Origin of the sequence: Streptosporangium sp. 'caverna' (assembly GCF_003203775.1) — a bacterium.
Taxonomy (GTDB): domain Bacteria; phylum Actinomycetota; class Actinomycetes; order Streptosporangiales; family Streptosporangiaceae; genus Streptosporangium; species Streptosporangium subroseum.
Genome location: NZ_CP029711.1, coordinates 1,576,438 through 1,589,046, shown reverse-complemented (window position 1 = coordinate 1,589,046; position 12,609 = coordinate 1,576,438). Strand labels below are relative to the sequence as shown.

The following is a 12,609-nucleotide window of genomic DNA, read 5'->3' as shown; positions in this document are numbered from 1 at the left end:
GATATGCAGCGTTTGCAGGGCCGGGTGGCCGTCATCACCGGTGCGGGAAGCGGCATCGGCCTGGCCACCGCACGCCGGTTCGCCGAGGAGGGCGCCCACGTCGTGTGCGCAGACCTGGACGAGCCGAGCGGATCCGCGGCCGCGGCCGAGGTGGGCGGCCTGTTCGTCAAGGCCGACGTCACCAGCGAGAGTGACGTCATCCGGATGTACCAGACCGCGTTCGACACCTACGGCAGCGTGGACATCGCGTTCAACAACGCGGGCATCTCGCCGCCGGACGACGACTCGATCCTGGAGACCGGCATCGACGCCTGGCGCCGGGTCCAGGAGGTCAACCTCACCTCGGTCTATCTGTGCTGCAAATACGCCATCCCCTACATGCAGCGCCAGGGCAAGGGCTCGATCATCAACACCGCGTCCTTCGTGGCCGTGATGGGATCGGCCACCAGCCAGATCTCCTACACCGCGTCGAAGGGCGGCGTGCTGGCCATGTCCCGCGAACTCGGCGTGCAGTTCGCCCGCGAGGGCATCCGGGTGAACGCCCTCTGCCCGGGACCGGTGAACACGCCGCTGCTGCAGGAACTGTTCGCCAAGGACCCCGAGCGGGCGCAGCGCCGCCTGGTGCACATCCCGGTCGGCCGGTTCGCCGAGGCCTCCGAGATCGCCGCCGCGGTGGCCTTCCTGGCGTCGGACGACGCGAGCTTCATCACCGGGTCGGAGTTCCTGGTGGACGGCGGCATCTCGGGCGCGTACGTGACCCCGATGTAGCCGCTCGGGACGTACGCCACCGTCTTGGGGCGGCATGTCGTACCTCACCCCCCCAGGGGTGTCTTATGTCACCGGATATTCGGGGCGGGCGGGAAGCACTTCTTGTGTTTTCCCTGGGTGGGGTCGGGGTCGGTAGGGTTGAGGTGTTCCGCGACAGCCAAGTGGAGCATGTTTTTGTTCGAGCGCGGCGGGGCGTTGCCGTGTCCGCGCGGGGAGGCTTCGGGGTTGCCCGGGCCGGTGAACCGCGAACCGACAGACCCGGCCGGAAGGCCGGGTGCTGGAATCCCCGGTTTTCACAGCCGCGGAGGACGTCAGATCGTCGTCATCGATAACGTGCCGGGACGCGGGCACGATGCCCTACGTCCCGGCATCCGGTAAGAGAGAGATCATGGCCCGTCCCGTCATCGGAATCACCTGTTACGTCGAACCCGCGAAGTTCGCCGCCTGGGAGATGAACACCGCGCTCCTGCCGTACGACTACGTCGACCACGTGGTCCGCGCGGGCGGGCAACCGGTGATCCTGCCCCCGGCGGGCGACCCCTCCGCGCTGGTGGGCCGCCTGGACGGGCTGGTCCTGGCCGGTGGCGGAGACGTCAGCCCGGCGCGGTACGGCGAGATCCCGCACGAGCGGACCGGCTACGTCCGTGATTTCCGCGACGAGGCCGAGCTCGGGGTGACCCGGGCGGCCCTGGAGCGGGGCGTCCCGTTCCTGGGGATCTGCCGGGGCCTCCAGATCCTGAACGTCGCCCTCGGCGGCAGCCTCCACCAGCACCTTCCCGACGTCGTCGGCCACCAGGGGCATGCCCCGGCCCCCGGTCGCTACGGCCGGATGCCCGTACGGCTGGAGCCGGGCGGCCAGATCACCAAGATCTTCGATACCGAGAGCGTGGACGTGGCCCACTCCCACCACCAGGCGATCGACCGCCTGGGGACGGGCCTGACCGTGACCGCTCACGCCGAGGACGGCACGATCGAGGCCGTCGAGCTGGTGGACCACCCGTTCGCCCTCGCGGTCCAGTGGCACCCCGAGACCGAGGACGAGTCCGCCCTGTTCGAGGCCCTGGTCGAGCACATCCGCCTCTGAGCGAGATCTCCGCCTCCTCACTCCTGGGCGAGGATGCGGGCCAACGGCAGCCGCTGGACGAGCAGGGCGGGGACGACCGAGGCGAGGGTGGCGAGTACGACGGCCACCATCACCGCCACGCCCGCTCCCAGAATCACCACGGCCGGAAGCTCGCCCGCCAGCGCGAACGACGCCGTCACCCCGCCCAGGGCTCCCGCGAGCGCGCCGAGCAGGCCGAGGCCGGCCCCCTCCAGGACGATCAGGCGGGCGAGCGCGCCGCCCGTCCAGCCGGACCCGCGCAGTGCCGCCAGCTCGGTGTCGCGCTCCCGCACACCGAGGTAGAGCACGTCGGCCACGGCCAGCGCGGCGAGCAGGAACATCACCGCGATCGCCGCGTAGTCGGCCGGTCGGCTCTGGACCACGATGGCGTCACCGAGCAGCGAGCCCACCACCCGGCCCTCGAAGCCGTAGGTGACGCCGAGCAGCACGGTCAACGCGAAGACCGCGACCGCCAGCGTCGCCGCGCCCAGCAGGGTCCGGCCGGGAAACCTGGTCAGCCCGCTCATCGCCAGCCCGGCCACCCCGCGCGGCGAGCGCGCCCGGCGCGGCAGCCGTACGGCGGGCCGTACCGCCTCCGCGGGCGGCACCCGTGAGGCCTGCCAGGCCGGGACCAGGCCTGCCAGCAGCGCCAGCGTCATCGCGGCGGGGACCGCCAGCCATGCCCGCTGCCCCGGCGGCGCCACCCCCGACCACGACGCGACCGGGCCTGCCAGCGCGGCGGACGCGACGCCCGCCAGCAGCCCGACCGTCCCCACTTCGGACAGCACGGTCCCGAACAGCTTCGGCCGTGACCAGCCCAGGCAGGCCAGCACGCCGAGCTCGGACCTCCTGGCCCGCACGGCCGCCGCCGCGCCGTTGACCACGAACAGCCCGCAGACGGCCAGGACCAGGACGAACAGTACGAGCGACTTGCGGTCGGCGGCGTCCAGGATCCGGTAGGCGACGCCCTTCTTCACCCATCCCTCTTCGAGAGTCAGCGCGGGACGCCCGAAGGACCCCGCGGGCAGCTCCACCGTTACCGGCGACGGCGACGAGCCGACCGTGATGTCCACCTCCAGCCCGGTGGCGGCGACGATGTCCCTGACCACCTGGTTGATCCGCTCCCGGCTCACCGGATCGGGCCCGGTGACACCGGCGACCCGCACCCGGATCACGCTCAGCGGCGCCTTCAGCGCGGGCTGCCCCTCGGTCCTCCGGTTGATCTTCTCCAGTTCCTGGAGGTTGACGAGCAGCAGCGGCGGAGCCTGAAGGTATCCGGCGACGTTGTCGTTGGGCAGCAGGGTCCGGTTCCCGAGCAACGCCGCGGTCCGGTCGTCGCCCGGCCGGGCGACGGGAGCGCTGTAGGTCTGCATCGCCAGACGGGTCAGCTCGGTGAACCCCGGCAGCTTGCGGGGGTCGAACCTGCCGACGACGCGGCTGTTGAGTCCGTCCAAGACCCAGCCCTGGATCGTCCGGTAGGTCAGGGTGCGGAACTGGGTGTCGACCGCCCCGACCGGGGCGGTCGGGGCGTTGTTCTCCGGGGAGCTGTTCTCCTTCACCAACGGAGTCGTCCAGGCCTCGGGGGCGTTCCGCACCGGGAGCGCGGCGAGCCTGCGCCCGTCCCGCTCTCGGTATTCGGCAGGCGCCGACGTCCAGTACCGCTTGAGCGGCCAGAACTGGTTCGGGGGGAAGTCCGTCCAGTCGTCGAGCATCTTCTCGTAGACCTGTTCGGCGCCGATGGTCGTCCGCTTGACCGCCTCGCCTCGCCGCGTGTCCAGGTAGGACAGGAACCGCTTGGCCGGCATGCCCTGGATGACCTTCTCCGTCACCTCCTCGGGCAGTCGCCGGATCACGATCTCGTCCTGCTGGTCGACGTAGGGAATGGACGCCGCGAGCATCTTGACCTCGCTCGACACCTCCTGGGGCGTGTCGTACCCGAGGTAACGCCCCTCCACCACCGCCCGGTCCAGCCCGGTCAGGCGGGCCTCGGCGACCGGGTCGACGGCGGCGAGCAGGAAGGGGAATTCCTGCTCGATCCGGATCGCCGCCCGCCCGCGCGGCGGGTCCCACAGCCCGGGGCCGAACAGCGGTCCCTCGCCGTTCTGCAGCGACCAGTACCCACTGGTAGGGATCGTCCGCTCGGAGGGGAAGGCGCTGGCCGCCAATCCCTGGGGCCAGTCGAGCGAGGTGCTCAACCGGACCTGCCGGCCGCCGTCGAGCTTCTCCCACGCCCCCGCGGTGAGACGGTCGTATTCCCTGTACTTGTGCATGCTGAGCGCGACCTGGCGGCGGGTGACGTACTCGTACTGCGGCTGCCGGAACGGGATCCGGGTGAGGCCCCGGTCGGTGACGCGGGTGCGCTCCACCCGGAACATGGTGCGGTCGCCCCGGCGCAGCAGGTCCGTCACGTCGATCAGGGACCTCCCGATCTGCTCGAAGTGGCCGATCATGGCGATGGGGGCGGCGATGTCGACGCCGTTGACAGCCTTGACCTTCTCGTACTGCTCCATGGTGATGCCGCCGAAGATGCCGGACAGGTGGTTGGCGCGGACCAGCCCCTGCGAGCGTTCGAGCGTGGTGGCGGAGCCCTTCGGGCGGACCAGGATGTCGTACTGCGAGCGGAAGTTCTTCTCCACCGTGCCGATGATCTCCAGGCGCTGGGTCGCGGCGGTCCCGGTCAGCACGGTGAAGCCCGTCGCCGCGATCACGATGCCGAGCAGCAGCACCAGGGCCCGGCCGAGCCGATGTCGGAGCTGTGCCCGGACCAGGCGGATCATCCGAGACGCCCGATCCGGTCGAGCACGTCCTCGGTGGGCGTCACCCGGTCGTCCCCGACGATCCGGCCGTCCCGCATCCGGACCACCCGGTCGCACGCCGCCGCCACCTCCGGGTTGTGGGTGGCGATCAGCATGGTCATCCCGTACTCCTCCCGGATCGAGAACAGCAGGTCGACGATCTCCTGTCCGGTGACGCTGTCGAGGTTGCCGGTCGGCTCGTCCGCCAGGAGCAGGGGCGGGTGGCCGATCAGCGCCCGGGCGATCGCCACCCGCTGCTGCTGGCCTCCCGACAGCTCTCCCGGCAGCGCCCGTTCCCTGCCCGTCAGCCCGACCGAGCCGAGCAGCTCGCGGGCCCGCGCCCGGCGGTCGAAGTCCACCCGCCGCGGAAGCACGGGAGCAAGAACGTTGTCGAGCACGCTGAGGGCGGGAAGCAGGTGGAACCGCTGGAAGACGAAACCCACGCGGCGCCGGTGCCGGTCCAGACCTCTGCGTCCGAGGATGTCGACCCGCTCCCCCGCCACGTGGATCTCGCCCCCGTCAGGGAGATCCATCGCACCGACGAGATGGAGCAGCGTGGATTTGCCCGCTCCGGAGGACCCCATGAACGCGACCGCCTGACCTGCCTCGACCTCCAGGCTGACCTCGTCGAGCGCCCTGGTCGAGCCGTAGGCGCGGCTGATGCCTCTCAAGCTGACGTCAACGCTCATGGTCGATACATTGTCACAATGTATGAAGGCCGCGAAACCCTTACCCTGTGGCAATGTAGGAACCATGCCGCTTAGCCATGCCGTACTCACCCTGCTGGCCGACGGGCCCAGCCACGGCTACGAACTCAAGGCCCGGTTCGAGTCGGCGGTCGGCCCCCAGTGGGGCGGTCTCAACATCGGGCACCTGTACCAGATCCTGGAACGGCTGGTCAGGGACGGTCACGTGACCCGCAGCCACGTGGCGCAGAGCGACCGCCCGGACAAGACGCTCTACCAGCTGACCGAGGCGGGCGCCGACGAGCTCCGGGAGTGGGCGGGCACCCCGTGGATCCGTTCGTCGGGGTTCCGGGACGAGCTGTTCCTCAAGCTGCTCGCGGCCGGCCGGCTGGGCACGGAGTCCCTCGGCGCGTTCGTGTCCGCGCAGCGCAGGGCATACCTGTCGGACCTGGCCGCGCTGACGCGCCTTCGCCGCGAGCAGAACGACCCCCTGGTGTCCCTGCTCGTCGACGCGGCCATCGCGCACACCAGGGCCGACCTGCAGATCGTCGACGGCGCCGAGGAACGTCTGGCCGCGACGGCCGCCGGCGGCGGAGCGGTGCGCACCGTACGGACCGAGGACGCGCCCGCCGAGGACGACCTCCCCGGCGACGGTCTGCTCACGGCGGGCGAAAGCGCCTGACCCCGCCTTCCCGATGTCCGATCCCGGGGCGCGGAGCGACCCGCCGGCAAGGCGGGCCAGGCACGGGGAGGCGCCGGGAAGGGGGCCTCACCGCAGGGGGATTTCGCCGGGCAGGTGCGGGCCGTTAGGCTGGTCGCAACACCGATGAATCCCGTGCGGGAGAGCGTCCTGACAGCCAGACCAGGACCCCTGAAGGAGCAAGCCCTCCCCGCGAACCTCTCAAGGCAAAGGACCGTACGGGTAGGTGTCCTCTGGAAAGCAGGCCCCGCGGCCTCGCCGAAGGTGAAAGTCCGGCAAAAATCGGGCGAAACTCTCAGGCACCCATGACAGAGGGGGAGGATGCTCTCATCTGTCCCCTGCCTGAGGTGCGAACATGTCCCGACCTACGCCGCTGCGCGGCGTCCACGAGACCCTCGGCGCGACGCTGACCGATTTCGCGGGCTGGCTGATGCCGCTCCGCTACGGCAGCGAGTCCACCGAGCACAACGCGGTCCGCCAGGCGGCAGGACTGTTCGACCTGTCCCACATGGGCGAGATCTTCGTGACCGGCCCGCAGGCCGGCGAGGCCCTCGACTACGCGCTGGTCGGCTACATCTCCGCCGTCGAGCCGGGCCGCGCCCGCTACACGATGATCGTCGACGCCGAAGGCCACGTGCTGGACGATCTGATCGTCTACCGGCTGGCCCCCGACGAGTTCATGGTCGTCGCCAACGCCTCCAACTATCCCCGCGTCGCCGCCGAGCTCACCGATCGCGCCAAGGACTTCGACGCGACGGTGGACGACCGCTCCGAGGAGTACGCGCTGATCGCGGTCCAGGGCCCGCGGGCACAGGCCATCCTGGGCGAGCTCACCGACGCCGACCTCGACGGGCTCAAATATTACGCGGGGCTTCCCGCCACCGTGGCCGGCCGCGAGGCGCTCGTCGCCCGCACCGGTTACACCGGCGAGGACGGCTTCGAGCTGTTCGTCCCGGCCGGTGACGCGGAGCCGCTCTGGGCGGCGCTCACCAAGGCGGGCGAGCCGTACGGCCTGATCCCCGCCGGACTGTCCGCACGCGACACCCTCCGCCTGGAGGCGGGCATGCCGCTCTACGGCAATGAACTGTCGGCGGAGCACACTCCGTTCGACGCCGGGCTGGGCCGTGTGGTGAGGTTTGACAAACCGGGCGACTTCGTCGGCCGGGCCGCCCTGGAACCGCTCAAGGACGTCCCGCCGACCCGCCGCCTGGTCGGATTGATCGCGACCGGCCGCAGGGTGCCCCGCCATGGGTATCCGGTGGTCGTCGCCGGTGACGGCAGCGTCGTCGGCGAGGTCACCAGCGGAGCGCCCTCCCAGTCACTGGGCAGGCCCATCGCGATGGCCTATGTGGACAACGGCCTGTCCACCGGCCTGGCCGTGGACATCCGGGGTAGCCACGAGGCAGTCGACGTCGTCGAACTGCCTTTCTACAGGAGGAAAAAGTGAGCAGCATTCCCGAGGACCTGCAGTACACCAAGGAACACGAGTGGATCGCCGGCGTCGACGACGGCCTGACCCTCACCGTGGGCATCACCGCGTATGCCGCCGAGGCGCTGGGTGACGTGGTCTTCGTACAGGTCCCCGAGGCCGGTACGACGGTCGCCGCCGGCGACGCGGTCGGCGAGGTCGAGTCGACCAAGTCGGTGAGCGACATCTTCGCCCCGGTCAGCGGCGAGATCGTCGAGGTCAACCAGACGGTCGTGGACGACCCCTCGCTGGTCAACAGCGACTCCTACGGCGAGGGCTGGCTGTTCCGCATCCGTATTGAGGGCACCGCCGACGACCTGCTGTCGCCCGAGGAGTACACCGCGCTCACCTCCGGTGAGTCATAAAATCTCCCATCTTGCGCCGTGATCACGCGTACCGACGCGTACGCGTGATCACGGCGATGTGAAGGACCAGATCAATGACGATCAGTGTCTTCGATCTTTTCAAGATCGGAATTGGCCCGTCCAGCTCCCACACCGGTGGCCCGATGGCCGCCGCCCACAAGTTCGCCCGGGGGCTCAACGAGGATGGGCTCCTGGAGAAAACCGCCAGGGTCGAGGTCATCCTGTACGGCTCGCTCGGGTTGACCGGCAAGGGGCACGGCAGCGACAAAGCCGTCCTGCTCGGCCTGGCGGGCGAGAAGCCCGAGCTTGTCGACGTCGACACCGTGGACGAGCGGCTGGCCGCCATGCGAACGTCCGGCAGGATCTCCCTGTACGGCTCCCACGAGATCCCCTTCGTCATCGGCGAGGACCTGGTCTTCGAACGCAAGATCTCCCTTCCCGGCCACCCCAACGGCATGCGCTTCACCGCCTTCGCGGAGAACGGCGAGGCCCACCGCGAGAAGGTCTACTACTCGGTGGGCGGCGGTTTTGTCGTGGACGAGAACGCCACGGGCGCCGACCGGATCAAGCAGGACGACACCGTGGTGCCGTACCCCTTCCTGTCGGCCGTCGAACTGCTCGCCCACTGCCGCGAGACGGGCCTGTCGATCTCCGGGCTGATGCTGGAGAACGAGAAGGCCTTCGGCCGCACCGAGGCCGAGATCCGCGCCCAGCTCCTCCACCTCTGGCAGGTCATGTCGGAGTCCGTACGGCGGGGCATCGCCAAGGAGGGCGTGCTGCCCGGCGGCCTGAAGGTCCGCCGCCGCGCCCACCAGCTCCACCGGCAGCTGCAGAGCGAGTCCCCGGACAAGGACTCGCTGCAGACGATGGACTGGGTCTCGCTGTTCGCCCTCGCCGTCAACGAGGAGAACGCCGCCGGCGGCCGGATCGTCACCGCCCCCACCAACGGCGCCGCGGGCATCATCCCCGCGGTGCTCACCTACTACGACCGCTTCACGCGGAAGTCCGACGACGAGGGCGTGGTCCGCTTCCTGCTGACCGCCGGAGCGATCGGTGTGCTGTTCAAGGAGAACGCCTCCATCTCCGGCGCCGAGGTCGGCTGCCAGGGCGAGGTCGGCTCGGCCTGCTCGATGGCCGCCGCCGGGCTCACCGAGGTGCTGGGCGGCACCCCCGAGCAGGTGGAGAACGCCGCCGAGATCGGCATCGAGCACAACCTGGGTCTCACCTGCGACCCGATCGGCGGGCTGGTCCAGATTCCGTGCATCGAGCGCAACGCGGTGGCCTCGATCAAGGCCATCGCCGCGGCCAGGATCGCGCTGCGCGGCGACGGCCGGCACTTCGTGTCCCTGGACAAGGCGATCAAAACGATGCGCGACACCGGTCGCGACATGCTCGACAAGTACAAGGAGACCAGTCGCGGCGGCCTCGCCGTGAACGTCATCGAATGCTGATCGACCGTCGTCGACGACCGGTCGGCCCCGCATGCCCGCCGGTCCTCGTCGGCCGCCGACCGGCTCGGACCCGGTGCCGGTCGGCCCGCGCCGACCGGCGGCCGGCCCGCACCTGACGCCGGCCGGCCCCCGCCGGCCATCGACCGGCTCAGACCCGGTGCCGGTCGGCCCGCGCTGACCGCCGGCCGGCCCACACCCCGTGCCGGCCGGCCGCGCTGACCACCGATTCACCCATTCGACAAACAGACCAATCACCGCAACCTTCGCTATCTCGTACAAGACCATCTGATCTCGCACCTATGCTGGGTGGCCTTGTCGGAGAGACTCAGGAGGTTCTGGTGTCAACGGGAACGCCCCCGGCGAGTCGCGCTCCGCGCTTGCTCCGCTTCCTCGGCGCACACTGGCTCTTCCTGGCCGCCCTGCTGGTCGGCGGCGGGCTCCGGGCCCTGGCCGTGCTGGGTTACCGGCCGGCCCTGTGGTTCTGGGCCGACTCCTTCGTCTACCTCGGCGGCGGGCTCGACCCCCGGCCCATGGAGTCGCGCCCGTCGGGCTACTCGCTGTTCCTGTGGATGCTGCAACCGCTGTCCAGCGTCCAGGCCGTGGTCGTGGTCCAGCACCTGCTCGGGCTGGCCGTGGCCGTCTGCGTCTACCTGCTGCTGCGCCGTCTGGGCGGGCTGCCCGGATGGGGCGCGACACTCGCCGCGCTGCCCGTGCTGCTGGACGTCCACCAGGTCCAGCTCGAACACCTCGTCATGGCGGACCTGCTCTTCCAGTTCCTGGCGGTGCTCGCGGTCACGCTGCTGCTGTGGTGGCGGCGGCCGCCGGTGTGGATCGCGCTGCTCGCCGGGTTCCTGCTGGCCGCGGGGACCGTCACCCGGACGATCGGGCTGCCGCTGATCGCCGTGGCACTGGTCTGCATGCTGATCCGCCGGGCCGGGTGGAAGGCGATCACCGCCGCCACGCTGGCCGCCGTGATCGGCCTGGGCTCCTATGCCGTCTGGTTCGGCTCCGAGTACGGGAGCTACGGGCTGACCCGGGGCAACGCCTTCCTGTGGGCGCGCACCGTCACCTTCGCCGACTGCGCGAAGATCAAGCCCGCCGGACCGGAGGCCGCGCTCTGCCCCACGGAGCCGGTGAGCGAACGAGCGGCGCCGCCGGTCTACATCTGGGACGGCAAGTCCCCGCTGAACAAGATCAAGGGCACCTGGGCCGAACGCGACAAGCTCGCCGGCGCCTTCGCCACCCAGGCCATCCTGGCCCAGCCCCTGGACTTCCTCCGGGCGGGCCTGACCGACGTGGCCCACATATTCGACTGGGACCGCCGCGTCTACCCCGTCCCCGGACCGCAGAGCGCGTATGTCTTCCCCGACGACGCGAAACCCTTCCCCAAGGGGGTCGCCTCGCAGGGGAAGACCGCCGAGGAGCTGACGACGGCCTACCAGGGCACCTCCGGCGCGCCCTCCCTGGTCGAGCCGTACGCCGGCTGGCTGCGCGCCTACCAGCAGAACGGCTTCGTGCGTGGCCCGTTCTTGGCGGTGATCCTGCTGGTGGGCCTCGTCGGCGTCCTGATGCGCCTGCGGCGGCTCGGCGGCGCCGTACTGCTGCCGTGGGCCGCGGGGACCATGCTGCTGATCCTGCCGCCCTTCATCGCGGCCTTCGACCACCGCTACGTCGTGCCCGCCCTCCCGCTGCTCTGCCTGGCCGCCGGTCTGGCCTTCGGCGCCCGGCAGGAGAGCCCCGAACATGAGGAGGCCGGGAGCCGGCGACCCCGGCACGGCAGGTCCCGGCACGAGGAGTCCCCGATCGAGGAGTCCCAGCCCGAGGAGATCCGGCACGAGGAATCCCAGCGCGAGGGGTTCCGCGAGGGGACCCTGCGCGAGGGACTCCTGCGCGAAGGGCTCGCGCGTGAGGAATTCCAACGCGAGGGGCTCCTGCGCGAAGGATTCCAGCGTGAGGGACTGCAGCGCGACAGTTCTCCTCGCTCAGCGTTCTGGCGCGAGGAGCCCCCGCGCGAGGAGTCCCCGCACGAAGGGTTCTGGAAGGATGAGCCCCGGCGCGAAAGGTTCCTGCGCGAGCGGTCAGCGGCGGCGGACGTGCAGGCGGACGACCGCCCCCAGTTCAGGATCCCCGAGCGTCCCGCGAACCTTGCCGACGGCGCCCTTGTTGAGCCGCGTCACGAGTTTGCCGACATCGGCCGTAGGCGTACAGCTCACCCTGATCCGAACTCGCTCGTCCCTTACGAACCTCACGCGAGCACGGCTGAGCCCTTCGACTTCTTCAAGGGCACCGACGAGCATCGCGGTCCCGGCCTTGGTGCGCCTCCCCCAGCGCCTCCATCCGACGGCGTGTAGCAGCCACCGGATCGCGAGCAGCGCCAGCACCACCAGCGTCAGCGAGACCAGCCACCCCGCCCACGGATGCCCGGCCAGCCTGCCGGGGAACTCCCGGCTCAGGATCCGCTCTCCACTCGGCAGGCTGGAAATCCTGCCCCATCCCCGCAGGAAACCGTAGAGCCCGGCTCCGGTCAGCACCGCCCCGGTGACGGCCAGGCCGATCCGGTTGCCCAGGTATGCCTTCATCAGCCCCTTCTCCTGCGCAGCCGTACCACGACCTCGCCCCCGCACATCGCGCCCAGGCCCGCCAGCCGATCGCCCACCGCCGCGCCCACCCGGCGCAGCAACGGTCCGGTCCTGTCCGCGTCGGTGAACACGGTGACCTCGACGTCCTGCGACGTGAGCCGTACCCGCGCCCTACTCACCTCGTTCACCGACTCGGCGGCCTGCCGCAGCGTACGGCGGAGCCCGGACCTGGTCAGGCCCATCACCGTCAGGGGGTCCCCGGACTCCAACGGCACCAGCCGGGTCCGTCCCGGCACCGCCGCCAGCCCGAGCAGCAGGAGCCCGACCATGATCAGGAGAAATGCCACGGCGACGGTTGCGGGATCCGACCAGCTCCACGCCCCGGGCCCGTTGACGAGCCTCCTGTACGGCACCCGCCCGACCGGCGAGCCCATCATCAGGCCGACCGTCATCACGGCCGCGGCGGACAGCACGACGGACGCCGTCAGAGCCACCACCACGCCAGCCGGAGACCTCCCCGGCCTCAGCATCCGCACCGACCTGCGACGCACCGTGTGCAGGTGTTCGCCGGCGGCCTTGGCCTCCGCGCCCGCCAGGGGTTCCTGGAGAGTAGTCGTCACCCGGACATGTGTACGCGGCCTCGCGTTCCCCGGCGGGGTGCAATCGCCCACTTGCACGATCTCGGGATCGTCCCG

At 70.5% G+C, this 12,609-nt stretch carries 10 protein-coding genes and 2 riboswitches; of the genes, 7 read left to right on the top strand and 3 right to left on the bottom strand.

Going from position 1 to position 12,609, the window contains the following annotated elements; genetic code table 11:
* Positions 1–3: 3 nt before the first annotated feature.
* Together DKM19_RS07140 and DKM19_RS07135 are read left to right on the top strand one after the other, a co-directional pair.
* Positions 4–768 (top strand): 3-oxoacyl-ACP reductase, encoded by a 765-nt coding sequence (locus tag DKM19_RS07140; RefSeq protein WP_110695027.1) that lies wholly within the window; start codon positions 4–6, stop codon positions 766–768.
* Positions 769–1,156: 388 nt separating this feature from the next.
* The gene (locus DKM19_RS07135; RefSeq protein WP_110705526.1) at positions 1,157–1,852 is read left to right on the top strand and encodes a gamma-glutamyl-gamma-aminobutyrate hydrolase family protein; all 696 of its coding nucleotides are present in this window, start codon (positions 1,157–1,159) and stop codon (positions 1,850–1,852) included.
* A 17-nt stretch (positions 1,853–1,869) separates the two neighbouring features.
* Here the strand turns inward: DKM19_RS07135 and DKM19_RS07130 are convergent, their stop codons facing one another.
* Together DKM19_RS07130 and DKM19_RS07125 are read right to left on the bottom strand one after the other, a co-directional pair.
* Positions 1,870–4,647, bottom strand: a complete 2,778-nt coding sequence (locus tag DKM19_RS07130) for an FtsX-like permease family protein (protein ID WP_110695026.1) — start codon at positions 4,645–4,647, stop codon at positions 1,870–1,872.
* Complete coding sequence (locus DKM19_RS07125) at positions 4,644–5,354, bottom strand: ABC transporter ATP-binding protein (RefSeq protein ID WP_110695025.1); 711 nt, start codon at positions 5,352–5,354, stop codon at positions 4,644–4,646. The genes DKM19_RS07130 and DKM19_RS07125 overlap by 4 nt, the downstream gene beginning before the upstream one ends.
* A 64-nt stretch (positions 5,355–5,418) precedes the next feature.
* Here DKM19_RS07125 and DKM19_RS07120 point away from each other — a divergent pair, with 64 nt between their 5' ends.
* The 5 genes from DKM19_RS07120 (at position 5,419) to DKM19_RS07100 (ending at position 11,686) form a co-directional block, all read left to right on the top strand.
* On the top strand, positions 5,419–6,033 hold the full coding sequence (locus tag DKM19_RS07120; protein WP_110695024.1) for a PadR family transcriptional regulator: 615 nt from the start codon (positions 5,419–5,421) through the stop codon (positions 6,031–6,033).
* A 146-nt stretch (positions 6,034–6,179) separates the two neighbouring features.
* Positions 6,180–6,278, top strand: a riboswitch (glycine riboswitch).
* Positions 6,279–6,373, top strand: a riboswitch (glycine riboswitch).
* Between the two features lie 33 nt (positions 6,374–6,406).
* Positions 6,407–7,498 (top strand): glycine cleavage system aminomethyltransferase GcvT, encoded by a 1,092-nt coding sequence (gene gcvT, locus DKM19_RS07115; RefSeq protein WP_110695023.1) that lies wholly within the window; start codon positions 6,407–6,409, stop codon positions 7,496–7,498.
* Positions 7,495–7,884 carry a glycine cleavage system protein GcvH gene (gene gcvH / locus DKM19_RS07110; RefSeq protein ID WP_110695022.1) on the top strand — a complete coding sequence of 130 codons (390 nt, stop codon included), beginning with the start codon at positions 7,495–7,497 and terminating at the stop codon, positions 7,882–7,884. Before gcvT ends, gcvH begins: the two co-directional genes overlap by 4 nt.
* Positions 7,885–7,958: 74 nt before the next feature.
* A complete protein-coding gene (locus tag DKM19_RS07105) occupies positions 7,959–9,335 on the top strand; it encodes an L-serine ammonia-lyase (protein WP_110695021.1) in 1,377 nt (458 codons plus the stop codon).
* Positions 9,336–9,673: 338 nt separating this feature from the next.
* A complete protein-coding gene (locus DKM19_RS07100) occupies positions 9,674–11,686 on the top strand; it encodes a hypothetical protein (protein WP_204358683.1) in 2,013 nt (670 codons plus the stop codon).
* Positions 11,687–11,913: 227 nt separating this feature from the next.
* On the opposite strand, the gene DKM19_RS07095 is transcribed toward DKM19_RS07100, so the two are convergent.
* Positions 11,914–12,534, bottom strand: a complete 621-nt coding sequence (locus DKM19_RS07095) for a DUF6286 domain-containing protein (RefSeq protein ID WP_162641345.1) — start codon at positions 12,532–12,534, stop codon at positions 11,914–11,916.
* Between the last annotated feature and the right edge of the window lie 75 nt (positions 12,535–12,609).

Bases quoted from the DNA above. Each gene is read 5' to 3' on its own strand.
- DKM19_RS07140 (WP_110695027.1), top strand. From the start codon at position 4: ATGCAGCGTTTGCAGGGCCGGGTGGCCGTCATCACCGGTGCGGGAAGC.
- DKM19_RS07135 (WP_110705526.1), top strand. From the start codon at position 1,157: ATGGCCCGTCCCGTCATCGGAATCACCTGTTACGTCGAACCCGCGAAG.
- DKM19_RS07130 (WP_110695026.1), bottom strand. From the start codon at position 4,647: ATGATCCGCCTGGTCCGGGCACAGCTCCGACATCGGCTCGGCCGGGCC.
- DKM19_RS07125 (WP_110695025.1), bottom strand. From the start codon at position 5,354: ATGAGCGTTGACGTCAGCTTGAGAGGCATCAGCCGCGCCTACGGCTCG.
- DKM19_RS07120 (WP_110695024.1), top strand. From the start codon at position 5,419: ATGCCGCTTAGCCATGCCGTACTCACCCTGCTGGCCGACGGGCCCAGC.
- gcvT (WP_110695023.1), top strand. From the start codon at position 6,407: ATGTCCCGACCTACGCCGCTGCGCGGCGTCCACGAGACCCTCGGCGCG.
- DKM19_RS07105 (WP_110695021.1), top strand. From the start codon at position 7,959: ATGACGATCAGTGTCTTCGATCTTTTCAAGATCGGAATTGGCCCGTCC.